Origin of the sequence: Mesorhizobium sp. XAP4 (assembly GCF_029269325.1) — a bacterium.
Classification (GTDB): Bacteria; Pseudomonadota; Alphaproteobacteria; order Rhizobiales; family Rhizobiaceae; genus Mesorhizobium; species Mesorhizobium ciceri.
Window position 1 is genome coordinate 786,209 of the sequence record NZ_JARIXW010000001.1, and the last position, 23,304, is coordinate 809,512.

Annotated in this window: 20 protein-coding genes; 9 read left to right on the forward strand and 11 right to left on the reverse strand. The window is 63.3% G+C overall.

The features are described from left to right. Positions 1-126 precede the first annotated feature (126 nt). The 3 genes from ettA to P3C39_RS04000 all read left to right on the forward strand — a co-directional run bounded on the left by ettA (position 127) and on the right by P3C39_RS04000 (position 3,850). Positions 127-1,776 carry an energy-dependent translational throttle protein EttA gene (gene ettA / locus P3C39_RS03990; RefSeq protein ID WP_013530923.1) on the forward strand — a complete coding sequence of 550 codons (1,650 nt, stop codon included), beginning with the start codon at positions 127-129 and terminating at the stop codon, positions 1,774-1,776. A gap of 42 nt (positions 1,777-1,818) precedes the next feature. Continuing rightward, complete coding sequence (gene tam / locus P3C39_RS03995) at positions 1,819-2,586, forward strand: trans-aconitate 2-methyltransferase (RefSeq protein ID WP_275952714.1); 768 nt, start codon at positions 1,819-1,821, stop codon at positions 2,584-2,586. A gap of 142 nt (positions 2,587-2,728) precedes the next feature. Beyond that, positions 2,729-3,850, forward strand: coding sequence for a beta-ketoacyl-ACP synthase III (locus P3C39_RS04000; RefSeq protein ID WP_027160654.1), 1,122 nt, complete (start codon positions 2,729-2,731; stop codon positions 3,848-3,850). A 10-nt stretch (positions 3,851-3,860) separates the two neighbouring features. Here the strand turns inward: P3C39_RS04000 and P3C39_RS04005 are convergent, their stop codons facing one another. Then, a complete protein-coding gene (locus tag P3C39_RS04005; RefSeq protein ID WP_275952715.1) occupies positions 3,861-4,427 on the reverse strand; it encodes an isoprenylcysteine carboxylmethyltransferase family protein in 567 nt (188 codons plus the stop codon). Positions 4,428-4,624: 197 nt separating this feature from the next. Between P3C39_RS04005 and P3C39_RS04010 the strand changes: the two genes are divergently transcribed. After that, positions 4,625-5,242: an MOSC domain-containing protein gene (locus tag P3C39_RS04010; RefSeq protein ID WP_275952716.1), complete on the forward strand. Its 618-nt coding sequence runs from the start codon at positions 4,625-4,627 to the stop codon at positions 5,240-5,242. Positions 5,243-5,289: 47 nt separating this feature from the next. Here the strand turns inward: P3C39_RS04010 and P3C39_RS04015 are convergent, their stop codons facing one another. Both P3C39_RS04015 and P3C39_RS04020 read right to left on the reverse strand, forming a co-directional pair. Then, complete coding sequence (locus tag P3C39_RS04015) at positions 5,290-6,129, reverse strand: SDR family oxidoreductase (RefSeq protein WP_275952717.1); 840 nt, start codon at positions 6,127-6,129, stop codon at positions 5,290-5,292. A 129-nt stretch (positions 6,130-6,258) separates the two neighbouring features. Then, positions 6,259-7,224 carry a D-amino acid aminotransferase gene (locus P3C39_RS04020; RefSeq protein WP_275952718.1) on the reverse strand — a complete coding sequence of 322 codons (966 nt, stop codon included), beginning with the start codon at positions 7,222-7,224 and terminating at the stop codon, positions 6,259-6,261. A gap of 157 nt (positions 7,225-7,381) precedes the next feature. Here P3C39_RS04020 and P3C39_RS04025 point away from each other — a divergent pair, with 157 nt between their 5' ends. Then, on the forward strand, positions 7,382-7,885 hold the full coding sequence (locus P3C39_RS04025) for a hypothetical protein (protein WP_275952719.1): 504 nt from the start codon (positions 7,382-7,384) through the stop codon (positions 7,883-7,885). 6 nt (positions 7,886-7,891) lie between these two features. Here the strand turns inward: P3C39_RS04025 and P3C39_RS04030 are convergent, their stop codons facing one another. Both P3C39_RS04030 and tsaA read right to left on the reverse strand, forming a co-directional pair. Next, positions 7,892-8,206 (reverse strand): DUF2293 domain-containing protein, encoded by a 315-nt coding sequence (locus P3C39_RS04030; protein ID WP_013530931.1) that lies wholly within the window; start codon positions 8,204-8,206, stop codon positions 7,892-7,894. Next, entirely contained in the window at positions 8,203-8,739 is a 537-nt protein-coding gene (gene tsaA, locus P3C39_RS04035; protein ID WP_082827436.1) for a tRNA (N6-threonylcarbamoyladenosine(37)-N6)-methyltransferase TrmO, read from the reverse strand. Before tsaA ends, P3C39_RS04030 begins: the two co-directional genes overlap by 4 nt. A 122-nt stretch (positions 8,740-8,861) precedes the next feature. On the opposite strand from tsaA, the gene P3C39_RS04040 reads away from it, so the two are divergent. Together P3C39_RS04040 and metF are read left to right on the forward strand one after the other, a co-directional pair. Continuing rightward, a complete protein-coding gene (locus P3C39_RS04040; RefSeq protein WP_024501485.1) occupies positions 8,862-9,884 on the forward strand; it encodes a metalloregulator ArsR/SmtB family transcription factor in 1,023 nt (340 codons plus the stop codon). Beyond that, positions 9,881-10,798 carry a methylenetetrahydrofolate reductase [NAD(P)H] gene (gene metF, locus P3C39_RS04045; protein WP_013530934.1) on the forward strand — a complete coding sequence of 306 codons (918 nt, stop codon included), beginning with the start codon at positions 9,881-9,883 and terminating at the stop codon, positions 10,796-10,798. Before P3C39_RS04040 ends, metF begins: the two co-directional genes overlap by 4 nt. Positions 10,799-11,236: 438 nt before the next feature. Here the strand turns inward: metF and P3C39_RS04050 are convergent, their stop codons facing one another. Beyond that, positions 11,237-12,154: a DMT family transporter gene (locus P3C39_RS04050; protein ID WP_275952720.1), complete on the reverse strand. Its 918-nt coding sequence runs from the start codon at positions 12,152-12,154 to the stop codon at positions 11,237-11,239. A 208-nt stretch (positions 12,155-12,362) separates the two neighbouring features. Between P3C39_RS04050 and P3C39_RS04055 the strand changes: the two genes are divergently transcribed. After that, positions 12,363-13,583, forward strand: a complete 1,221-nt coding sequence (locus tag P3C39_RS04055; RefSeq protein ID WP_013530936.1) for an alanine racemase — start codon at positions 12,363-12,365, stop codon at positions 13,581-13,583. A gap of 116 nt (positions 13,584-13,699) precedes the next feature. Here the strand turns inward: P3C39_RS04055 and P3C39_RS04060 are convergent, their stop codons facing one another. Further along, entirely contained in the window at positions 13,700-14,881 is a 1,182-nt protein-coding gene (locus P3C39_RS04060; protein WP_127366190.1) for a lytic murein transglycosylase, read from the reverse strand. 256 nt (positions 14,882-15,137) lie between these two features. Continuing rightward, a complete protein-coding gene (locus P3C39_RS04065; RefSeq protein WP_275952721.1) occupies positions 15,138-15,938 on the reverse strand; it encodes a GH25 family lysozyme in 801 nt (266 codons plus the stop codon). 229 nt (positions 15,939-16,167) lie between these two features. Between P3C39_RS04065 and P3C39_RS04070 the strand changes: the two genes are divergently transcribed. Next, positions 16,168-17,547, forward strand: coding sequence for a serine hydrolase (locus P3C39_RS04070; protein WP_275952722.1), 1,380 nt, complete (start codon positions 16,168-16,170; stop codon positions 17,545-17,547). Between the two features lie 52 nt (positions 17,548-17,599). Here P3C39_RS04070 and P3C39_RS04075 read toward each other — a convergent pair whose 3' ends face one another. The 3 genes from P3C39_RS04075 to P3C39_RS04085 all read right to left on the reverse strand — a co-directional run bounded on the left by P3C39_RS04075 (position 17,600) and on the right by P3C39_RS04085 (position 23,269). Continuing rightward, entirely contained in the window at positions 17,600-18,283 is a 684-nt protein-coding gene (locus tag P3C39_RS04075; RefSeq protein WP_275952723.1) for a class I SAM-dependent methyltransferase, read from the reverse strand. Continuing rightward, the gene (locus P3C39_RS04080; RefSeq protein ID WP_275952724.1) at positions 18,280-19,527 is read right to left on the reverse strand and encodes a DUF3419 family protein; all 1,248 of its coding nucleotides are present in this window, start codon (positions 19,525-19,527) and stop codon (positions 18,280-18,282) included. The genes P3C39_RS04075 and P3C39_RS04080 overlap by 4 nt, the downstream gene beginning before the upstream one ends. Before the next feature lie 94 nt (positions 19,528-19,621). After that, a complete protein-coding gene (locus P3C39_RS04085) occupies positions 19,622-23,269 on the reverse strand; it encodes a hydantoinase B/oxoprolinase family protein (RefSeq protein WP_275952725.1) in 3,648 nt (1,215 codons plus the stop codon). Positions 23,270-23,304: the final 35 nt, after the last annotated feature.

The window sequence follows — 23,304 nt, forward strand, 5'->3', positions numbered from 1 at the left end:
CCACACTTGTCCGTGTGATTGGCCTGATCTGGCAAAAGCGATTGCCGTTCGCCGCCGCATCGCCTACATAGCGGCCAACCTCCATTCAATTCGACAAATCCAGTCGGTTTTTCAGGGAAAGCGCGCGTGGCACGCCAGTTCATCTATCACATGGCCGGCCTCAACAAGGCCTATGGCACCAAGAAGGTGCTCGAGAATGTCCATCTCTCCTTCTATCCGGACGCCAAGATCGGCATCCTCGGCCCCAACGGTTCGGGCAAGTCGACGATCCTCAAGATCATGGCCGGGCTCGACAAGGAGTGGAACGGCGAAGCGTGGCTCGCCGAAGGCGCCACTGTCGGCTACCTGGCACAGGAGCCGGCGCTCGATCCGGACAAGACCGTGTTCGAAAACATCATGGAAGGCGTCGCCGCCAAGACCGCCATCATCGAGCGCTACAACGAATTGATGATGAACTATTCCGACGAGACGGCCGACGAGTCGGCCAAGCTCCAGGACGAGATGGATCGGCTGAACCTGTGGGACCTCGAACAGCAGGTCGAGATGGCGATGGAAGCGCTGGGCTGCCCGCCCAAGGATTCGGAAGTCACCAAGCTTTCGGGCGGCGAGCGCCGCCGCGTCGCGCTTTGCCAGCTTTTGCTGCGCCAGCCCGACCTTCTGCTGCTCGACGAACCGACCAACCATCTCGACGCCGAAACCACGGCATGGCTGGAAAAGCATCTGCGTGCCTATCCGGGCGCCGTGATGATCATCACCCACGATCGCTACTTCCTCGACAACGTCACCGGCTGGATCCTCGAACTCGATCGCGGCCGCGGCATTCCCTATGAGGGCAACTACACCAAGTACCTCGAAGCCAAGGCCAAGCGGCTCAAGCAGGAAGGCCGCGAGGACGATGCCCGCCAGCGCGCCATCGGCCGCGAGCGCGAATGGATCCAGTCGAGCCCGAAGGCCCGCCAGACCAAATCCAAGGCGCGTATCCAGGCGTTCCAGGATCTGTTGGATGCAGCCGACAAGCGGCGTCCGAGCGATACGCAGATCGTCATCCCGCACGGCGAGCGGCTCGGCAATGTCGTGATCGAGGCGGAAGGCCTGTCGAAGGGCTTTGGTGACACGCTGCTCATCGACGGCCTGGAATTCAAGCTGCCGCCCGGCGGCATCGTCGGCGTCATCGGCCCGAATGGCGCCGGCAAGACGACGCTGTTTCGCATGATCACCGGCCAGGAAAAGCCGGATGCGGGTTCTGTGCGCGTCGGCGAAACGGTGAAGCTCGGCTATGTCGACCAGAGCCGCGATGCTCTCGATCCGTCGAAGACGGTGTGGGAAGAGATTTCCGGCGGCGCAGAAGTGGTCAAGCTCGGCAAGTTCGAGGCCAACACGCGCGCCTATTGCGCGTCGTTCAACTTCCGTGGCGGCGACCAGCAGCAGAAGGTCGGCAACCTCTCCGGCGGCCAGCGCAACCGCGTGCATCTGGCCAAGATGTTGAAGACCGGCGGCAATGTGCTGCTGCTCGACGAACCGACCAACGATCTCGACACCGAAACGCTGGCCGCGCTCGAAGACGCGCTGGAAAATTTCGGTGGCTGCGCGGTCATCATCTCGCACGATCGCATGTTCCTCGACCGCCTGGCGACGCACATCCTCGCCTTCGAGGGCGACAGCCATGTCGAATGGTTCGAGGGCAATTTCGAGGATTACGAGCAGGACAAGATCCGCCGCCTCGGGCCGGATGCCGTCAACCCGCACCGCATGACCTACAAGAGGCTGACGCGGTAGGGGGGGTCCGGGCGGCGATCTCAACCGGCATGAGGAGCTCAAATGGCTGATTGGTCCGCCGCCCAATATCTGAAATTCGAGGACGAACGCACGCGGCCCGCGCGGGATCTTGTGGCGCAGGTGCCCGTCGACTTTCCACGCCGGGTCGTCGACATCGGCTGCGGGCCGGGCAATTCGACCGAGTTGCTCGTCGGGCGCTGGCCGGATGCTGGGGTGAGCGGCTTCGACACTTCGCCCGACATGATCGAGAAGGCGCGGGCGCGCTTGCCCGAGGTCACCTTTGATCTCGCCGATGCCTCCAAATGGCAGCCGGCGGAGCCGGTCGACGTGATTTTTGCCAATGCGGTGTTCCAGTGGCTGCCCGAGCATCCCGCAGTCTTCCAGCGGCTGATGGGTTTCCTCGCGCCAGGCGGCGCGCTGGCCGTCCAGATGCCCGACAATATGGGCGAAGACTCGCACCGCCTGATGCGCGAGACCGCCGCCGAAATGCCGTTTGCCGAAAAGTTCAAGGGCGCGGCACGCGGGCCGTTGCCGCCGGCGTCGTCCTACTATGACCTCCTGTCGCCGCTCAGTGATCGGCTGGATATCTGGCATACCATCTACAACCACCCGCTTGCCGACGCCGAAGCGATCGTCGAATGGGTGAAGTCGACGGGCCTGAAACCGTTCCTCGATCCGCTGGATTCCGACGAACGGGCGATGTTCCTCGAAAGCTACACGGCCAAGATCGCCAAGGCCTATCCGAAAACGGCTAGCGGTAAGGTGCTTTTGCGCTTTCCACGCATCTTCATCGTTGCCAAGCGGGCCTGATTATCCATGTTGCACGAGGACCAGTCCGGCCTAAACCTTTGGTTTAAGCCGGCGTAAACCGCCGCGGTGAGAAAACTGTTGCGCCGGAGCGTTCCGGCGCCCACATGAAGCCCGCAACGCCTGCGGATGGGACGGACTGGACATGCATCGCGTCATCATCAGCGGCATCGGCGTTGAAATCCCTGAAGCCACAATCACCAATGAAGAGCTGGTGGCCAGCTTCAATGCCTGGGTCGACGCGGAGAATGCGCGCCGCCTGGGCACCGACGAGCCGCCGCTGGCGAAATCGGATAGCGACTTCATCGTCCACGCTTCGGGCGTGCGCACCCGTCATGTGATCGAGCGCGAAGGCATTCTCGATCCGACCCGCATGTCGCCGCGCATTCCGGCTCGGCCCGACGATGCGCTGTCGCTCGAAGCCGAGTTCGGCATCGCCTCGGCGAAGAAGGCTCTCGAGCATGCGGGGCTACAGCCGTCGGATATAGACCTGGTGATCTGCTCGGCCTCGCATCACCAGCGGCCCTATCCGGCGATCGCCATCGAAATGCAGGAGGCGCTGGGCACCAAGGGCGCAGGCTTCGACATGGGGCTCGGCTGTTCTTCGGCGGCGGCGGCCTTGCACATCGCCGTCAATTTGGTGCGGTCCGGCGCGCACAAGCGCATTCTGGTGACGACGCCCGAGATCATCACCGGCCATCTCAATTTTCGCGACCGGCAGACGCATTTCATTTTCGGCGACGCTTCGGTGTCGATGGTGGTCGAAGGCCTGGCCAAGGGCGACAAGCGGCCGGGGCGCTTCGAGGTGCTCGACACGCGCATCTGGACGCAGATGTCGAACAACATCCGCACCAATCTGGGCTACCATACCCGCACCGCCCAGGATGATCCTTACATGATCAATCTGGAAGGCAATCTGATCAAGCAGGTCGGCAACAAGGTGTTCAAGGAAGTCACCGTCGCCGGGCAGAAATTCATCGTCGAATTCCTCGCCGAGCACGGGCTGACGCCGCAGGCGATCAGGCGCTTCTGGCTGCATCAGGCCAATGCGCGGATGAATGCGATGATCCTGAAGCTGTCGTTCGGCCACGAGGTCGATCACGACCGCGCGCCAATGGTGCTGGAGCGGCTGGGCAACACGGCGGGCGCCGGGGCCATCGTCGCGCTGTCGGAGAACCACGCCGATATGAAGCCGGGCGATTTCGGTCTGATCTGCGCCTTCGGCGCGGGCTATTCGATCGGCGGCGCGCTGCTGAGAATGCTTTGAGGCTGCCGCGTCATGCTGGTGCGAACGGCACCAGCATCGGAACGCGCGCGGCATAGTCGTCATAGGCGCTGCCCAGTTCGCCGCGCAGGAAATTTTCTTCCAGCCTGGCTTTCGTCACGATGCCGATGATGAGCAGCGCGGTTCCGGCTATGCCCCAGACGGTGCCCTTGGCCGCCATGGTGGCGAGGATCGCCAGCAGCAATCCGGTGTAGATCGGATGCCGGACAAGGCCATACGGGCCGGTGTTGACGACACGGTGCCCGGCCTTGGCGGTGATGGTGCCCGACCACAGCCTGCCGAGATGCAGGCGCGCCCACCAGGCAAAGGCGATGCCGATGGCGATCAGGGCGACACAGATCCAGGCTTCGGGGAGATCAGGCATCCACAGCCTGAGCCGGCCTTCATAGCGGTGCGCCGGAATGAACAGCAGCACCGCGCCGGCTACCCAGAGACCCCGATAGCGGGCCTCCGCCTTGAACCCGGCGCGCTTCTGGGCAGGGTCGGACCACAAAGCGGCGACGGCCCAGCTTCCTGCCCAGATCAACCAAAGCAACGTGATTGCCGTCACAGGTCGCATGATCAGCCTCCGCAAACCGTCTGGACGTCACTATGAAACCGGCACCGCGCGCCGGCAATGCGGTGCGAGATCGATGACAGGTAAGAAAAGCGTGATCGCGATCCTATCGGTGCTGTTGATCGGACGATCAGCACTTTCGACTGGACGCCGCGAAGCGCGCCCGGCTAATTCGCTGGATGACGAATAGAAAGAACGCCATGCCGGATCTCTTCCCCGAGGCTGAAAAGCCGGTTGAAATCATCGCCGCGCGAAAGCTTGCCGCCAGGGCGGCAGCGCTTTACGTGGCGTCGGCGGATCATTTTCAGACGCGCCCGGTGGACGAATTGCGGCTGGGTTTCGACGGCATATCAGGCGATTTCCATGCTGGACCGACGCGGCGCTCGGGCGGGCGCGAGCCCTGGTATCCGCGCGGCACTGAAATGCGCAACGAACGGCAGCTGTCGATCGTGGCAGCGGATGAACTCGCCATCGTCGCCGAGCGCATGCGCCTGGCCGAGATCAGGCCGGAGTGGATCGGCGCCAATCTGGTGATCGAAGGGGTGCCGAACCTCTCCATGCTGCCGGCCGGCACGCTGCTGTTCTTCAAGGGCGGCGTGACAGTCAAGGTCGACGCGCAGAATGGCCCGTGCCGCATCGCCGGCCGGTCGATCGCGGAGAACGCCGGAATGGCCGACGTCGAAGCCGGCGCTCTGCTGTTCCCGAAAGCGGCGAAGCGGCTGCGCGGCATTGTCGCCTGGGTAGAGAAGCCAGGCACGGTTAGGGCAGGCGAAGAGATATCGCTGCGCGTGCCGGAGCAGTGGATTTATCAAGCCTGAGGGCCGGCTACGCCGCCCATGGAGCGGCGCAGCAAAAGCGCTGGACTTCAGCCCTTGCGGTTCTTCTTCGCGCCTTGCGCCATGATGGAAACGTCGTCCCACTTCTCCCAGGTGGCAATGCGGTTGGCGTATTCCTGCTTGATCATCGGCAGGCCGCCATCGCCGAAGAACACCCGCAGCGGTGGCTCGGCGGCGTCGACAATGGCCAGCATGGCCGGTCCGGTGGCGTCTGGATCGCCGGCGACCGAATTGGCGCGGCGCTCGGCCATCTTGGCACGGGCGGGCGCATAGGCCTCGATCGGTTGGGACACCTTGGCCGACGGCCCGGCCCAGTCGGTGGAGAAACCGCCCGGCTCGACCAGCGTCACATGGATGCCGAATTCCGCGACCTCGATGCTGAGCGACTGGCTGAAGGCCTCCAGCGCCCATTTCGAGGCGTGGTAGAGGCCGAGCGAGGCAAAGGCATTGACGCCGCCGATCGACGAGATCTGGATGATGTGGCCGGAACGCTGTGCCCGCATGATCGGCAGTGCGGCCTGAGTGACCCACAGAGCGCCGAAGACATTGGTTTCGATCTGGTCGCGAGCTTCCTGTTCGCTGACCTCCTCGATGGCGCCGAAATGGCCGTAGCCGGCATTGTTGATGACGACGTCGAGCCGGCCAAAACGCTTGTGCGCCTCGGCGACAGCGGCATCGACGGCTTTCTTGTCGGTGACGTCGAGCTTTATCGCGGCAATCCTGTCGCCGTATTTATCGACGAGATCGGCGAGCGTGCCGGCATCGCGGGCGGTGGCCGCGACGCTGTCGCCACGCGCGAGTGCAGCCTCGGCCCAGACGCGGCCAAAGCCTTTCGACGATCCGGTGATGAACCAAACCTTGTTTGTCATGATCTTGGAGTCCTTGCCCCTGCGGGCGTGATTTTGGATTAAAGCGGAGGCTTCTCCGCTTTCGGGCATATACGGTCGATCCTCTGATTTTCCAGAGGCGACGGGAATCTTTTGACAAAGACGCCTGAATTATCGGGGATAATTCACCTGAGACGACCAGGCCGGGTCATCGTGCTTTTGCCAGTAGCGCGCCATCAGCCGGCTGGTGATCGGTCCGACCTTGCCATTGGCGATCGCCGCGCCGTCGATCTCGGTCACCGGCATGATGCCGCCCGCAGTGGAGGTGATGAACACCTCGTCGGCCTCGCGCAATGCGGTGACGCTGAGATCGGTCGCCGTGGCGGCAAGGCCTTCTTCTGCACAGAGATCGAAGACGGTGCGGCGGGTGACGCCGGGCAGCACGCCGGTGGCCGGCGTCGACAGTTTGCCGTCCTTGACGCAGAAGACGTTGAAGCCCGGGCCTTCGGCGACATTGCCGTTGAAGTCGAGGAGCAACGCGGTCTCTGCACCGCGATCATAGGCATCGTAGAGGCCGCGCACCAGATCGAGCCAGTGGTAATTCTTGATCGCCGGGTCGATCGAGGCCGGCGGAATACGCATCTTGTCGCTGATGGCGACGCGCAGGCCGCGCTGCAGCTGCTCGGCGTTGGCGACCGAGCCGAACGGCACGGCGAAGGCCATGAAGCGGTTGACCGCCTGGCGCGGGTCGCGGCTGAAGGTCGGAGAGGCGCCGCGCGTGCACAGCATTTCGACATAGGCGGCGCGATGACCGGACAGCGCCACGCAATTGTGCAGGATTTCGGTCACGCCGTCGCGGTCGAAGGGAATGGTCATGCGCAGCTTTTCCAGCCCGCCGAGGAAGCGGTCGAGATGCAGATCGAGGCGGAAGAAGCGGCCGTTCCAGACATGCACGGTGTCGTAGGTGGCGTCGGAATGCAGAAAACCCCAGTCCAGCACCGAGATCTTGGCCTGCGACATCGGCAGGTATTGGCCGTCGAGAAAGGCGATGCCGTCGGGGTAGGAATGCGGGTCGACATGGCGGTCGCCAACCGCGGGCAGTTGCTTCTCGTCCTGTGTCGTCGCCGTGTGGCTCATCGGGGCCTCCTGTCACGCAAGGCGAGTCAGCAGGCTATCGGCGCAGGGCAGAACGCATAGAGCCACCCGCCCGGTGCTGTTCGGCCTCGATGACGATCTCGCCGATACATTGGATCGGAATTGCCTTAGATTGCGCGCTCTGAACGGGAGGGGGAAGATGGGCAGGCTTGGGGCCGTCATAGCAGCCATGACGATGTTCGCCGCCGCGGGCGAAGCCAGCGCCCAGTGCACGCGCGAAGGCGAGGAATTGTGCCAGGGCGGGCAGACCTATCGCTGCGAGAAAACCGGCAGCGAATTGACACCGATCTTCCAGAACCTGCCTTGTGCGGTGAACGTGCCGTCGCTGAGCGGCACCTGGGTCGGCAGCGGCCATCAAAGCCCGGCGGGTGACGCCGGGGCCGACTGGCCGATCGCCATGACCATCAACGATGGCAGCGCGTCGATCGACTATCCGTCACTCGGTTGCGGCGGATCGCTGTCACAGACGTCCAGTGACGGCATTTCGGTGGAATACCACGAGAGCATCACCTACGGTCAGGACAAATGCATCGACGGCGGCAACATCACCGTCAGGTTTTTCAAGGAAAATCTGTCCTGGACCTGGATCGGCCAGGCCGATGGTCAGCCCTATAATGCGGTCGCAGTGCTTAAGCGGAAGTAGCCGTGGTCATTCCTCCTCGTCATCCGCGTCGAGCAGGCGCGTCGCGCGCCAGCGGGTGAGCACGACGTTGGTCTGCTCGATGACGAAGAAACGCGCCGAGTCGCGGTCGTAGCCTTCGCTCAGCAGTTTCTCGTAATCTGTGTGCATGTGGCGGATATGGGCAATCGTCGCCAACCATACGGCGATGCCTGGTGGTAAGGTCTTCATGTGGACCGCGCCGGCGTCGCCGCGGATCTTCTCCATGTCGGCATAGGGTGCCAGCGGCAGAAGTGCTGTCAGCGCCTTGGCGATGGCGCGGCGGCGACCGGTGGGCGCCGTCATCGCCGACCCCCGGGCTCGTCGCGCCCTTCGATGGTCGCCTCCGGTATAGCGTCGGTCGAGGCGAAATAGGGTTTTATGTCGATGACCGGAGTGCCGTCGAGCACGTCGATGGCGTCGAGATCGATGCGGCCGGTGTTCTGGTCGAGCCCGACGAGCCTGGCCACATGCAGCCCGATTGGGTTGGGGCGGGCAGGGGAGCGCAGCGAAAATACGCCTTTTGCTTCGGCCGCATGGCGTGGTTTCTGCACAATCAGGTCCCGCGGCGCGTGATGCAGCCAGGACAGGATGATGACGTGGCTGGCGCGCTCCAGCCCCCGTAAGCCATTTCGGTAGGGCGCGTCGATGGTCAGCACTGCCTTCTGCCCGGTCTCGCGCGCGGCGCGCATGTTCTTCGGGCAGGTTTCGCGCGTCGTCCACGGCGAGGCAATGCGGCCGATGAAGACGATGCCGTCATCCGGCGGCATCAGTGCGGGATCGTTTTCCAGCCTCTGCTCGCCTTCGCGGGCCTCGAACATCTCACGCGGTCCAGTCATGGCCCATGTCTCTTAAAACGCCACACAAGCGGCATTTTCTTGTCCGGAAGCGACATAGCGCTTGCAAGTTTTCGAAAACTGACATAAACATATGTTTATATCTTTTCAAAGAGAGTACGCTGATGCATGTCTCGCTCGACACTATGGTGGATACGTTAAAGGCGGCGGCCGAATCCAGCCGATTGCGCATACTGGCACTTCTGTCGCGCGGTGACCTCACCGTTTCCGATCTTACCGAAATTCTCGGCCAGTCGCAGCCGCGCGTTTCGCGGCACCTGAAGCTGCTTCTGGAGGCAGGGCTGATCGGCCGCTACCAGGAAGGGTCCTGGGCCTTCTTCCGCCTGTCGGATGCGGATTCCGCGCGTGACTTCGTCATGGGCCTGGTTTCCGGCATTCGCGGCGCCGATCCGCAGGTCGAGCGCGATCTTGAGCGCCTGGCCTCGGTCAAGCGCAAGCGGCAGGACCGGGCGGTCGAGTATTTTTCCGTGAATGCGGCAAGCTGGGACCATATCCGCTCGCTTCATGTGCCGGACCGCGCCGTCGAAGCCGCAATGCTGAAACTGGTCGGCAAGCGGCCGTTCCAGTCGATGCTCGATCTCGGCACCGGCACCGGGCGGCTGCTCGAAATCTTCTCGCCGCTCTATCGGCGCGGTGTCGGCATCGACATGTCGCGCGAGATGCTGACCGTGGCGCGCGCCAATCTCGACAAGGCCGGCGTTTCGAACGCGCAGGTTCGGCAGGGCGACATCTTCGCGCCGCCGGTCGAGCGCGATGCCTTCGATCTCGTCACCATCCATCAGGTGCTGCACTATCTCGACGATCCCGCCCGCGCCATCCACGAGGCGGCGCGGCTTTTGCGTCCGGCAGGACGCCTGGTCATCGTCGATTTCGCGCCGCATGCGCTGGAATTCCTGCGCGAGGAGCATGCGCATATGCGGCTCGGCTTTTCCGACCGGCAGATCGCCGACTGGTTTTCGGAAGCCGGCCTCGATCTCGAAGATTCCCAGGAGTTCGAGCCGCGCGGTGGCAATGAGGCGAGGCTCACCGTGAAACTCTGGCTCGGCCGCGATCGGCGCCTGCTGATTGCCGATCCTTCCAACGACACAAGGCAGGCCAAAGCGAACTCGATGGGGGAAATCGCATGAACCAGTTCCGCTTTTCCCGCCGCCCCGACATCGGCGACAAGGTCAGGGTTTCCTTCGAATTCTTCCCGCCGAAGACGGACGAGATGGAAGCGAGGCTGTGGGAGACGGTCACAAGGCTGGAGCCGCTGAAGCCGAAATTCGTCTCGGTGACTTACGGCGCCGGCGGCTCGACACGGGAGCGCACCGCGCGCACTGTAAAGCGCATCTTGACGGAAACCGGTATTCCTGCAGCGGCGCATCTGACCTGCGTCGGGGCAACGCGCGACGAGGTCGATGCGGTCATCCAGGATTACAAATCGATCGGCATCAACCGGTTCGTGGCGCTGCGCGGCGACCCGGCCTCCGGCGTCGGCGAGCCCTACCGGCCGCATCCCGGTGGCTACGAGAATGGCGCGGAACTGGTCGCCGGGCTCAAGACGATCGCGGATTTCGACATCTCCGTCGCGGCTTATCCGGAAAAGCATCCGCAAAGCCCCGATTTCGCCACCGACATCGAGATGCTGAAGCGCAAGGTCGACAATGGCGCGACGCGGGCGATCACCCAGTTCTTCTTCGACAACGATCTCTACGAGCGCTATGTCGAGCGCGTCCGCCGCGCCGGCATCTACATCCCGATCGTGCCGGGCATCCAGCCGGTTCACAGTTTCAAGCAGGTCGCGAACTTTTCCGCGAGGGCGGGCGCGCATGTGCCCGGCTGGCTGGCGGAGCGTTTCGAAGGCCTCGACAAGGACCCGCAGACGCATGCGCTGGTGGCATCGGCGGTGGCAGCCGAACAGGTCATGGACCTTGTCGAGCGCGGTGTCGGCGATTTCCACTTCTACACCATGAACCGCGCCGATCTGGTCTTTGCCATCTGCCATATGATCGGTATTCGCTCGCACGAGGCGGCGGCCGCCGGATCAGCCGCGGCATGAGGTCGGGCTCAACAACAAAAGGCCGGGAAAACCCGGCCTTTTGAATTGGTTGGACTATTTGGGTGCTGGTCTTCCCCGCTTTGGCGGTCAGGGAAGGAAGCCCATAATGAGGGCTCCGATAAAGGCGAACGCAGCACAGATCATCAATGCGTTGATAGGCCTCGTAAGTCCCATGACATAGCCTCCTCTTAAAGAGCTATGTCATGGAGTCTAGGTTCATTTGTGCCACAGGCAAGCGGAAAATGTGCTGCATTGCGACGTGATTGTGAAATCCGCGACATGTCTTTTGCCGTTAGGCTTTGAAACTCCTAGGCAAATACCGACTTCAGACCTGTGAATAAAATGTGGCCGGCTCGTGTCGCTGCCGTGTCATGGCAGCGCTACCGCCGCGAAAGTCGAATTCGACTTTCGCGGCGATGTGGGGGTTCAAAGGACGCGCTAACGTCTTCCAAGGACGCGCCCGTCGATGGTGATGAGGCCGAGCGCGATCAGCACCACCCCGCCGATTTCGAACAGATCCAGCCGCTCGCCTAGGAACAGGAAGCCGAGCAGCATGGCGCTGGCCGGCACAACAAGCGTGACCAGCGAGGCGTTGGTAGCGCCCGCCGAGGCGACGAGGTTGAAATAGAGGATGTAGGCGACGGCTGTGGACAGAAGTGCCAGCGCCAGCACCGCCGCCCATACCGGCGGCGAGGCCGAGAACACGCCGGATGGGCCGTAGGTGAAGAGCACGATCGGGATCATGATGATGGTCGAAGCGGTCAACTGCCCGGTGGCGACGACCGGCGAGGGCACGCCCTTGAAGCGGCGGGCGACCATCAGCGCAATGCCATAGGACAGCGAAGCGCCGATCAGCGCGAATTTGGCCCAGACCGGGCCGCCAAGCCCGGAAAGCAGGCCGGGGCCGATCATGACGGCCGTACCGGCGATGCCGAGCGCAATGCCGGCGAGCTTGTTCCAGGAGAGCTTTTCGTCCGATGTCAGCGTATTGGCGAGAATCAATGTCCAGAACGGCGTCGTGGCGTTGAGCACCGAGGCGACGCCGGCGCCAAGCTCCGTCTGGCCGGCGAAGATCAGCGAAAAGGGCACCACATTGTTGGTGAGCGCCAGCAGGAAGAACAGGCCTGCATGCGGAAGCGCGAGGCGGAAGGACGGGCCGCGCAGGCCGAGATAGATCTGTAGCGCGATCGCGGCGATGGCGACGCGAAACAGCACCAGCACCAGCGGGGGGAGTTCGGCCACCGCGATGCGGGCAAAGAAGAACGAGCCGCCCCAGATCGCGCCGAGCAGCAGGAGCTGCCCCCAGTCCTTGAGCACCATCGGCCCGCGCGGTGCTGATGTCGCGGCTATTGTCATGTGAGTCGCCCTCCCAGACGGCCTGAATGCCAGTCAGTCAGGCAGAAGCCATATCGGACTCAGTGACAAGAGCCACCCGAAACCTGATCGCTGGCAAACGTTGCTGGCAAAGACCTAGCGCCCCAGCGTCAGCCGCACGAGACACAGAATTGTTTTCATTAGCCGCTAGCTTGGATTAATTGTGCGCAGCCGAAGTGAGGATTCGTCCATGCAGCGATTCGAGAATGCCCGCGAGGCGGCACTGGCGCTTCGTCCGGACGATCCGGTCTATTGCTTCCGCCCGCAAGTGCTGATGGCGGATGCCAGGCAGTTCATGGGCATGTTCCCCGGCAAGACCGCCTATGCGGTCAAGACCAATGGCGAGCAGATCGTGCTGAAGACGCTGGTCGAAGCCGGCGTCAAGGCTTTCGACGTCGCTTCGCCGGGCGAGTTCGCTGCCGTGCGTGCCGTTTCCCCCGATGCCGAGATGCTCTACATGCACCCGGTCAAGGCGCAGTCGGACATCAAGCTGGCGCTGGAGAAATACGCCATCCGCGTCATTTCGCTCGATCATGAGGACGAGATCACCAAGCTGACGCGTGTGGTGCGGGCTCTCGACATCGATCCGGGCTCGATCAGCGTGTTCGTGCGGGTGCAGACCAAGGGGCATGCCGCCTACGAACTGTCGAAGAAGTTCGGCGCCGGGCCGGCCTATGCCGTCGAGCTCGCCGAGCGGCTGAACCGCACCGGCTACAAGGTCGGCCTGTGCTTCCATGTCGGCAGCCAGATCGAGGATCCCGATACCTATGAGCGGGCGCTGGCTTCCGCCGACTGGGTGCGCAACCGGCTGACCTTCGATATTGCCGGGCTCGATGTCGGCGGCGGTTTCCCCGCCGAATACGGCCACGATCCTAACCGCAAGCAGATCGAGATGCCGTCGCTTGGCCAGATCATGTCGCGGCTGTCGGGCGATCTGAAGGAGTATCAGTTCGACCAGATGCCGCTGGTGGCTGAGCCCGGCCGGGTGATCGTGGCGCGCTGCCTGTCGTTGATCGTGCGGGTGCTGCTGCGCAAGGGCAAGCGGCTCTACATCAACGACGGCATCTGGGCATCGCTGTCGGATTCATGGACCGGCAAGATCACGCTGCCGGCGCGCTTCATTCCCGACCCGGCGATCCGCTCGCGCAATGGCGAGGAGAAGAACATCGTGCCGTTCAAGGTCTGCGGCGCGACCTGCGATTCCGTCGACATCCTGTCGCGGCCGTTCTGGCTGCCGGAAACGGTCGATACCGGCGACTGGATCGAGATCGGCCATATCGGCGCCTATTCGCTGTCGCTGAGGACCCGCTTCAACGGCTTCTATCCCGACACCTTCGTCGAGGTGACGACGCCGTTCGACGAGGGCGACGCGCCACAGGGGTTTGCCAGTTTGGAGACGATGGCGGATTGAGGGGAATAAGGCAGTAGGGGAATAGGGGAATAGGGGAATAGGGGAATAGGGGAATAGGGGAATAGGGGAATAGGGGTGGCGGCAGTCACTGCTTCGGGCTAATTTGCCCTACTGCCCTATAATTTTCCCAAAAGCTCCGGCGTCGGCCAGCCATCCACCGGCAAACCTAGCCGCGTCTGCTCCTTGCGGATCGCCTCGCGGGTGTTGGTACCCAAAATGCCGTCGACGGTGCCGACATCGTAGCCCTTGGCTTCCAGCTTGGTCTGCAACGCCTTCATCTGCTCATTGTTGAGACCGGTCTCGGGATTGCGCGGGTCCAGCGGCGGCGCGCCTGCCAGCCGTGCGGCAAGGTTGGCTGCCGTCAGCGCATAGGTGAAGGACTGGTTCCATTCGAGGTAAACGTCGAAATTGTCGTAGGTGAGGAAGGCTGGCCCCTTGCGGCCCATCGGCAGCGCGAGGCCTGCTTTCAGGCCGTTATCGACCAGCGGCGCGCCGCTGGGGTAGGTGACGCCCCATTGCGCCCACTGCGACAGCGGCAGCTTGTTGGTGCGACCGGTCTGATCCCACGGCATGTCTTCGGGCACGCGGACTTCCTGGATCCAGGGCTGGTCGCGTTTCCAGCCGCGCGACAGCACCTTGTTGGCAGTGGTCATGATCACATCAGGCACGCTGCCGCGCAGGTCGATCTTGCCGTCGCCGTCGCCGTCGACGCCGCGTGCCAGATAGTCGGAGGGCAGGATCTGCGTCTGGCCGATCTCGCCGGCCCAGGCGCCCCTGACATCGGCCGGCAGCACGCCGCGATCGATCAGTTCCAGAAGCGGCACCAGCTGTTGCCGGAAGAGCTGCGGCCGGCGGCAATCATGGGAAAGCGTCACCAGGGCGCTCAGCGTGTGGAAGTCGCCCTGCACGGCGCCGAAATCGGTCTCCAGCGCCCAGAAGGCGGCGATGATCGGCGCCTGGACGCCGAACTGCTGGTCGGCGCGGGCGAAGACATCCGCGTATTTCTTTATGTTCGCCGCACCTTGCTTCAGGCGATAGGCCGAGATCATCCGGTTGGAAAACTCGACAAAGGTTTGGGTGAAGACGCCCTGGGCGCGGTCGCGCGCCAACACCTTGTCATCTAAGGTTGCCGCTTCAAGGGCGTCGAGACCCACTGTACCTACGCCGGCCGCCTTGGCTTCCGCGGCGACGCCCTGCTTCCAGGATTCGAAGTCGCCGCCGCATTCCTGCGCCATCGCCGGCAAGGCCGTGGCGCACAGGGTCAGCGCAGCCGCGAGGACTTTGGAACGCAGTCGCATCAGCTTCCTTTCGAAACGAACAGGGGGTCATTTGTTGTGCTCCCCCCGGGAAGCCCAACGCCCTGAATTACCGGCGGTTGCACTCTTTACCGCTGGCTGTGTCGAAAAGCAGGCGGCAGGCCCGGTGTCAACGGTGTTCTGCGGCAGCTTCTCTGCTGGAGTGATTTGATGCAGGGCAGTGCTGCCATCGCACCGGTTCAACGGAAGCTCTGCTGGAGTGATTTGATCCAGGGCGGTGCTGCCGTTGAACCTGACGTCAACGGGTGTTCTGCCGCAGCCATTTGTTCCAAGCGGCTTCGCTGCCGTTGAAGACGTTGATGTCGGACTTGCCGGTCATGCCGGGAACGATGCCGGTTCCGGTGTACTGCCAGAAGGTGAAGGGGTGGCTGCCGTATTTCTCACGCGGATGGCCGGCGACGGAACGCAGCCAGTAGGGATAGCCGCGGAACCCCGACAGCCCGTTGTCGTCGAAGAAGTCGACGGAAGTGTAGATGATCGGCTTCTTGCCGTAATGGCGTTCGACGATTTCGAGGAAGGTGGTCATCTCCGCGCGCACCGTGGCGGCGTCGGGACGCAGCCTGCAGGTCGGCGATTGCGGGTTCCATTCCATATCGAGGACCGGCGGCATCGCCGAGCGATCGACGGGGACGTTGCGGATGAACCAGCGCGCCTGAACGGCAGCCGGGGTGCAGAAATAATAGAAATGATAGGCGGCTCGCGGAATCCCGTTGGCCTTCGTGCGCGCCCAATGCTCGCTGAAATACTCGTCGAAACGGTCGCCGCCCTCGGTCGCCTTGATGAAGGCGAAGGAGATGCCGCTGGCCCTGGCAGCCGGCCAGTCGACCGAGGTCTGGTATTTGGAAACATCGGTGCCGTGGACGGCATAGTTCCACGGCGCGCCGCTCTCCCATTCATGCGGCTTGGAGTCGGCAAAGCGCGGCGCGCGCACGGCAACCGTCGGGCTGCTCGAAACGGATGGCGACAGCGGCGAGAGATCGTCGACGGTCGAGCAAGCACCAAGCAGCGCTAGCATGATCAGGCCCGCAAGACGGCGCATCGCAATTCCCGAGCCGGATTCAGCCGGTCGCTGATGGGTCTCTACACTGATGGCCTGCTTTGTGATCGGGCCCCCTCCGAACGATCGCCCCACAGCATCGCTCAGCATATCCTGTGATCGCCGATCATGGTTGATAATCCGTTGATGGCGCTCGACAAGCAGTGTGATTTGCGGAAGCAATGGCGGCAAATCGATGACATAAGGGTCGGGCAGGGCCCGGAGGAAATAAATGCGGATCGTGGTCAAGATCGTCAAATGGCTGCTTGGCCTGATCGTCCTGGCGGTCGCAGCACTTTTTGCCTGGCTTTATATCGCGCCACCGGAGTTGATCAGGGTCGGCTCGGGCTACTCGGCCAAGATCGTCTGTTCGAACGTTTTTATCGCCGGCCGCGATCCCAATGAGGTGCTGGCCGTCGACGTGCAGGCACCCGGGCATCCCCTGCTGCGGTTAATGCGGGTTTCGGTGGACAAGAACAGGGGAACGGTGTCTGCCGGCCTGTTCGGTTTCCTCGGCAAGAGCGTCGCCGTAGCCCGCGACGGGCTTGGCTGCGCTTCGGTTCCGGACGGCGACGTAGGAAAGGTGCGGCGGACCGCGATCCAAGCGGAGCCGTCCGCAGTCACCATGGGCGACCTGTGGCCGGAAGGCGAACGGGTCGAGGCATCACAGGATCCGGTTGTTGCCAAGCTGCTGGATGATGCGGCGCTGATCGGCACCGGCATGCGCGCGGTGGTGGTGGTCAAGAATGGCCGTGTCGTCGCCGAGCGCTACGGCGATGGCTTTTCCGCCAGGACGCCGCTGCTCGGCTGGTCGATGACCAAAACGGTGAATGCCGCCATCGTCGGTACGTTGGTCAAGGACGGCAAGATGGCTTTCGACAACAAAAACCTGTTCGCGCCGTGGAAGGCGGACGGCCGCGCCGCGATCAGCCTTGCCGACATGATGGCGATGTCGAGCGGGCTGGAGTTCAACGAGGATTATGGCGACGTCGCCGACGTCACGCGCATGCTCTATCTCGAACCTGACATGGCGGGCTTTGCCGAATCCAAGCCGCTGGCTGCAGAGGTCGGCAAACAGTTTTCCTATTCGAGCGGCACGGCGGTGATGCTGTCGCGCCTCTGGCAGGACGCGGTCGGCGACAAGGCCAGGGCGCTGACGTGGCCGCGCACCGCCCTGTTCGAGCCGCTCGGCATGCACAGCGCAGTGTTCGAGACGGACGAGCAGGGCACTTTCGTCGGCTCGTCCTATCTCTACGCGACCGGCCATGACTGGGCGCGCTTCGGCCAGTTCCTGCTGCAAGGCGGGGTGTGGAACGGCAACCAGATCCTGCCAACCGGTTTCGTCGACTGGATGCGCGAGCCGGCATCCGCCTCGAAAGTCTACGGCAAGGGTCAGTTGTGGATCGAGGCCCCGGGCGATGAGGAAAACCCCGGCGCCGGCGTCGCGGCAGGCCTGCCCAAGGACACGTACTGGATGGAAGGCCATGACGGGCAGACGGTTGCCATCATTCCCTCGGAGCAGTTGGTGGTGGTGCGGCTGGGGCTGACGCCTGCCAAGCTTGGCTATCGGCCGCAGACGATGGTGGGGGCGCTGATGAAGGCGCTGCATTAAGGTGCATTGACATTCAGGTGAGGTCGGCCTGCAAATGGCGGTTTCACCTTGGCTAGCTGCGCGGCCCGATAACCGCCAGCCAGGCATAGCCGCGATAAAGCGTGCGGAAACGGAAGCTTGCGCCGGTTCGCCGAGATTCCGATTCCAGCACTTCGCGCAGCGATTCACGAGGCGCGACGTGGAATTTTTTCAGCCAGCCGCGCAGCAGTGTGCGAAACCAGCGCGGCAGGCCTTCCTGCTGGCCGAAATCGACGATGTGCAGCGAACCGTTCGGCGACAGGGCGGCAAGTGCCGCCGATACTGTTTTTTCCCAGCCGGGGATCATCGACAGCGAATAGGACACGAAGACACGGTCGAAGCGTTCGACATCGAAGAGTGCACGGGCATCGAAATCGGTGGCATCGCCCCTAGCCAATATGACGCGACCGGACAGGCCCTCGCGATCGATCGCCTTTCCGGCCGTCTCCAGCATTTCGGCCGAAATATCGAGGCCGAAAAAGCGCGCGTCGGGATAGTGACGGGCGGCGAGGATGACATTGCGGCCGGTGCCGCAGCCGAGTTCCAGCACGGTGCCACCGACAGGCACGTCGAGTCCCGAGATCATTGGGTCGCGGCCGAGCAGGTAGTATTTGCGGGTCAGGTCGTAGATGTGGCGCTGCCAGCGGTAGACGCCGTCCATCAGTTCGGCATGGCCGGCCTTGAATTCGGGGCTGGCCGGCAGCTCGCTGGTGCTCATGCCGCGCGCTTTACGTAGAGGTGGAAGCCGCCATAGATGGCCGAGCGGTCGCGGGCCGAAAATTCCCGCGAAGCCTGGTCCTGATAATCCCATTGGTCGAGCAGCGAACTGGAGACGCGACCCGGCAACAGGCTGGGTTCGGCGGCGGTGCGGAAGATGACGCGGGCGCCGGCCGAAGCCGTGCGGGTGATTTCCGCCCACAGCGCGTTGAGCTGATCGTCGGTCATCCAGTCCTGTGCGTCGAGCAGGACGACGCGGTCGACCGCGGCTGCATCCTTGCCGGCGAGAAACTCGATCAGATTGGCGTGGTGGATGGCGACGCGGCCGACATTGCCGCGGATGGTCTCGTAATTCTGCTTTTCGAGATAGGCGGGCAGGGCGGCCTCGCCGGGGTTCGGATAGCGGCGGGCAAAGGCCTGCCAGGCGAAGTAGTTATTCTCCAGCGGAAAATCGCAAGCGAGTTTTTCCAGCCGGGCTTTCAGCACGCTGGCCATGGTGCCGTCGCCAGAAGTGATCAGCGAATCGTACTGCGCCGGTGGAATGCCGAGGCCGAACAGTGAAGCCTTGCGCGACGTCGCCCATCTCAAAAGCTTGTTGTCGAAGACCGGCGCCAACTCCTCGTTGAAGAAGCGGCGCTGCTCGCCGATGTTCCTGGCCTGCATGATGCCGGCTGGGTCGACGCCGAAGAATTTTCCCGTGCGATGGCCCATGGCGATGAACAGGCCGAGCAGGCCGGTCTGGTAGAAATTGCGGTCGAACACAGTGATCCTACGGCGGCCGCGCCAGTTGCGGCGCTCCCAGTAGTGACGGCTGACAGGATCGAGATGCGGCGCGATGAAACGGTCATACGCTTTCGAATTGTGGCTGGTGTCGGCGGCGCCGAAGAAGCGGAACAGGTCGCCCTGCGATGGCAAATGGCGCACCGCCTCCAGCTTCATGCGGTTCAGCGCGATGTGCGCGGTGTTGAGGTCGACGGCGTCGACCCGGGCCGGCGAGCGCGTGAGGTAGGCCAGGATGTTGCAGCCGCCGGAGGCGATGGTGACGACACGGTGGCCCTGGCCAAGCTGCATCGCCTCCATGTCGACATCGGGGTCTTCCCAGATCTGCGGATAGACGAGGCCGGAGAACAGGAAAGCGAACAGCCGCTCTGAAATGCCGGCCTTCGACAGCGGGCGGTTCTGGTAGACGGCCTTTCCAACTTCCTTGCCGCGGCGAAAAACCAGATCTGCGGAAACGTCCGTCATGGCAAAGTGATTCCCCATTTGCTTTGCCGCAAGCGGGTAGCGCTCGGCGATGACAGATGGATGACAGCAGCCGGCTAGCAGCCCGGGGGCGAGGTCATCGCCGGCCAAATCCCCCCGGCGTCGGCGTCGTCAGGATGACGGCGTCGCCGGCCTGCAACATGGTCTGGTCGCAGGCTTTCAGCAGGTCGATCGTGCCGTCCTTGCGGCGGATCTTGGTCGAGCCGACCTCGCCATCGCCGCCTCCGTCCAGCCCCTTGGGAGGACGGTTGCGGTGCGAGGACAGGATCGCGCATTCCATCTTTTCGAGGAAGCGGATGGTGCGTTTGGTGCCATCGCCGGCGCTCCATCTGCCGTTGCCGCCGGAATTTTCCCGAATGTGGAAATCCTCGAGCAGCACGGGAAAGCGCAGTTCCAGCACTTCGGGATCGGTGAGGCGCGAATTGGTCATGTGGGTGTGGACGCCGGAGGTGCCGGCAAAGCCGCGGCCGGAGTTCATCTGGCCGGCCGGCGAGCCGGAGCAGATCGTCTCGTAGTACTGGTACGTCTTGTTGCCGAAGGTCAGGTTGTTCATCGTGCCTTGGGCGTTGGCCATGGCGCCCATGGCGCCGAACAGCGCGTTGGTGACATGCTGCGAGGTCTCGACATTGCCGGCGACGACGGCGGCGGGGTAGGCGGGTTTCAGCATGCAGCCATCGGGAATGATGATGTTGATGGGCCGCAGGCACCCGGCATTCATCGGGATCATATCCTCGACCATGACGCGGAAGGCGTAGAGCACGGCGGCGCGGGCCACCGGCTCGGGCGCGTTGAAATTGTTCTTCATCACCGGCGAGGTGCCGGTGAAGTCTACCGTCGCCTCGCGCTTTTGCCGGTCGACCGTGATCTTCACCTTGATGATCTGGCCGGTGTCGGTCGGGTATTCGTACTCAGAACTATCCGGCAGCCGCTCCAGCACGCGGCGCACGCTTTCGGCGGCATTGTCCTGGACATGGCCCATATAGGCCTCGACGACATCGAGGCCGAAATGGGTGACCATCTTGCGCAGTTCGGCTACGCCCTTCTCGTTGGCGGCGATCTGCGCCTTGAGGTCGGCGATGTTCTGGTGCGGATTGCGGGCCGGGTAGCGGTGATCGGTGAGCAGCGTTTCCAGCTCCTTCTCGCGGAAGCGGCCACGGTCAACGATGCGGAAATTGTCGAACAGCACGCCTTCCTCGTCGACCGTGGTGGCGAGCGGCGTCATCGAGCCGGGTGCCGTGCCGCCGATATCGGCATGATGGCCGCGCGAGGCGGCCCAGAACAGGATTCTTTCCTTGGCATCATCGAAGACCGGCGTCACGACAGTGATGTCCGGCAGATGCGTGCCGCCATTATAGGGTGCGTTGAGGGCAAAGACGTCGCCGGGGTGGATGTCGCCGGAATTCAGCCGGATGATGGTTTCGACCGAGCGGTCCATCGAGCCGAGATGTACCGGCATGTGCGGCGCATTGGCGACCAGCGCGCCGGTCCGGTCGAAGACGGCGCAGGAAAAATCCAGCCGTTCCTTGATGTTGACGGAATAGGCGGTGTTCTGCAGCGTGACGCCCATCTGCTCGGCGATCGACATGAAGAGGTTGTTGAAGACCTCCAGCATGACCGGATCGGCCTCGGTGCCGAGCGCTGCCTGCCGGCGCTTTTTCTCGACGCGGCGCAGGAGCACATGGTTCCTGGCGGTGATTTCGGCCAGCCAGCCCGGCTCGATGACGATTGTCTGGTTCGGCTCGATAATCAAGGCAGGTCCCGCAACCCTGCTTCCCGGCTTCAGCGCCTCGCGGCGGAAGATGGGTGAAGTGCGCCACTCTCCCTCGGTGAAGATTTCGCGGGTCTGTGAAGGGCTTACGGCAAGGTCTTCGGTTCGCGATTCAGTTTCGTCGCGCCCAGTGCCGCCGGTGTCGGTGCCTTCGACGCCGACGGTCTCGACGATCATCGGCTTGTCGTCATAGACGAAACCGAACTGCGCCTTGTGGGCGATTTCAAAATCGCGCCTGGCCTGGAAAATCGAATCCGCCTCGAAATTCACCGGCAGTGTCGTGTCGGTGCCGTCGTAGCGAATGTGCAGCACAGGCTTCGTGGCGACCGTATCCTCGCCGATGCCTTGCGCCGCGAGTTCTGCGACAGCGGCTTTCCTCAAGATGGCAATGAGGTTGCCGATCTCCGTTCTGGACTCTTCGGCAAGCGGTTTCAGCAGCGCCTGCTGGCGCGAGGCAAAGACCGAGGACAGGCCGATGCCATAGGCCGACAGAAGACCTGAGAAGGGATGGATCAGCACCGCTTCCATGCCGAGCGCATCGGCGACCAGGCAAGCGTGCTGGCCGCCGGCGCCGCCAAAACAGTTCAAGAGATATTCGGTGACGTCGTAGCCGCGCTGCACGGAGATCTTCTTGATAGCATTGGCCATGTTTTCGACGGCGATGGTGACGAAGCCCTCGGCGACAGTCTCGGGCGACCGGCCATCGCCGATTTCGGCGGCGAGTGCGGCGAATTTTGCCCGTACCGTCTCGACGTCGAGCGTCTGGTCCTGGCCGGGTCCGAAAATGGCCGGGAAGAAATCGGGCTGCAGCTTGCCCAGCATCACATTAGCGTCGGTGACGGCGAGCGGGCCGCCGCGCCGGTAGGCTGCCGGGCCGGGATTGGCGCCAGCCGAATCCGGCCCGGCCCGGAAGCGGCCGGCCTCGTAGTGCAGGATCGAGCCGCCGCCGGCGGCGACGGTATGGATGCGCATCATCGGCGCGCGGATGCGCACGCCGGCGACCTCGGTGTCGAAGGCGCGCTCATATTCGCCGTCATAGTGAGCGACGTCGGTCGAGGTGCCGCCCATGTCGAAACCGATGACCTTGTCGAAGCCGGCGAGCCTGGCCGTCTCGACCATGCCGACGACACCGCCGGCTGGTCCTGACAGCAGTGCGTCCTTGCCCTGGAACATGTCGGCGGCGGTGAGACCGCCCGACGACATCATGAACATCAGGCGGGGGAATCGATCGCTCTCCCCCACAAGAGGGGAGCTTGGCGCCGCACCCAACTCTCCCGCCACCCTTTGCACATAGCGCGACAGGATCGGCGACAAATAGGCGTCGACCACCGCGGTGTCGCCGCGGCCGACCAGCTTGATCAGCGGCGAGACCTCATGGCTGACCGAGACCTGGCTGAAACCGAGTTTGCGGCAGACTTTCGCCACCGCCTTCTCGTGCTCGGGGTATTTCCAGGCGTGCATGAAGACGATGGCGACCGCATCGATGCCATCGGCCCTGGCCTGTTCGATCGCCGGCCGGCAGGCGGCGATATCGAGCAATTGTTCGACGCAGCCATCGGCGCGCACACGCTCGTTGATTTCGATGACGCGCTCGTAGAGCTGTTCGGGAAGGATGATCTCCTTGGCGAAGATGTCCGGGCGCGCCTGGTAGGCGATCTTCAGCGCATCGCGGAAGCCCTTGGTGATGAGCAAAAGCACGCGGTCGCCCTTGCGCTCCAGCAGCGCATTTGTGGCGACCGTGGTGCCCATCTTGATGTCGCCGATCAGGCCGCTCGGGATCGTGTCGCCGGCCGACAAGCCAAGAAGGTCGCGAATGCCCTGGATGGCGGCATCGTTATAGGCTTCGGGATTTTCGGAGAGAAGCTTGCGCGGGTGCAGCCCGCCTTCCGGATCTCGGCCGATGATATCGGTGAATGTGCCGCCGCGGTCGATCCAGAAATCCCATTTTTCGGTCATGACAGCCCCTGGCGCTCTTCTGTTCGATCGGTGTT

Bases quoted from the DNA above. Each gene is read 5' to 3' on its own strand.
- metF (WP_013530934.1), top strand. From the start codon at position 9,881: ATGAACCAGTTCCGCTTTTCCCGCCGCCCCGACATCGGCGACAAGGTC.
- P3C39_RS04030 (WP_013530931.1), bottom strand. From the start codon at position 8,206: ATGACGGCGCCCACCGGTCGCCGCCGCGCCATCGCCAAGGCGCTGACA.
- P3C39_RS04070 (WP_275952722.1), top strand. From the start codon at position 16,168: ATGCGGATCGTGGTCAAGATCGTCAAATGGCTGCTTGGCCTGATCGTC.
- tam (WP_275952714.1), top strand. From the start codon at position 1,819: ATGGCTGATTGGTCCGCCGCCCAATATCTGAAATTCGAGGACGAACGC.
- P3C39_RS04075 (WP_275952723.1), bottom strand. From the start codon at position 18,283: ATGAGCACCAGCGAGCTGCCGGCCAGCCCCGAATTCAAGGCCGGCCAT.
- tsaA (WP_082827436.1), bottom strand. From the start codon at position 8,739: ATGACTGGACCGCGTGAGATGTTCGAGGCCCGCGAAGGCGAGCAGAGG.
- P3C39_RS04060 (WP_127366190.1), bottom strand. From the start codon at position 14,881: ATGCGACTGCGTTCCAAAGTCCTCGCGGCTGCGCTGACCCTGTGCGCC.
- P3C39_RS04020 (WP_275952718.1), bottom strand. From the start codon at position 7,224: ATGAGCCACACGGCGACGACACAGGACGAGAAGCAACTGCCCGCGGTT.
- P3C39_RS04085 (WP_275952725.1), bottom strand. From the start codon at position 23,269: ATGACCGAAAAATGGGATTTCTGGATCGACCGCGGCGGCACATTCACC.
- P3C39_RS04055 (WP_013530936.1), top strand. From the start codon at position 12,363: ATGCAGCGATTCGAGAATGCCCGCGAGGCGGCACTGGCGCTTCGTCCG.
- P3C39_RS04010 (WP_275952716.1), top strand. From the start codon at position 4,625: ATGCCGGATCTCTTCCCCGAGGCTGAAAAGCCGGTTGAAATCATCGCC.
- P3C39_RS04005 (WP_275952715.1), bottom strand. From the start codon at position 4,427: ATGCGACCTGTGACGGCAATCACGTTGCTTTGGTTGATCTGGGCAGGA.
- P3C39_RS04015 (WP_275952717.1), bottom strand. From the start codon at position 6,129: ATGACAAACAAGGTTTGGTTCATCACCGGATCGTCGAAAGGCTTTGGC.
- P3C39_RS04080 (WP_275952724.1), bottom strand. From the start codon at position 19,527: ATGACGGACGTTTCCGCAGATCTGGTTTTTCGCCGCGGCAAGGAAGTT.
- P3C39_RS04040 (WP_024501485.1), top strand. From the start codon at position 8,862: ATGCATGTCTCGCTCGACACTATGGTGGATACGTTAAAGGCGGCGGCC.
- P3C39_RS04025 (WP_275952719.1), top strand. From the start codon at position 7,382: ATGGGCAGGCTTGGGGCCGTCATAGCAGCCATGACGATGTTCGCCGCC.
- P3C39_RS04000 (WP_027160654.1), top strand. From the start codon at position 2,729: ATGCATCGCGTCATCATCAGCGGCATCGGCGTTGAAATCCCTGAAGCC.
- P3C39_RS04065 (WP_275952721.1), bottom strand. From the start codon at position 15,938: ATGCGCCGTCTTGCGGGCCTGATCATGCTAGCGCTGCTTGGTGCTTGC.
- P3C39_RS04050 (WP_275952720.1), bottom strand. From the start codon at position 12,154: ATGACAATAGCCGCGACATCAGCACCGCGCGGGCCGATGGTGCTCAAG.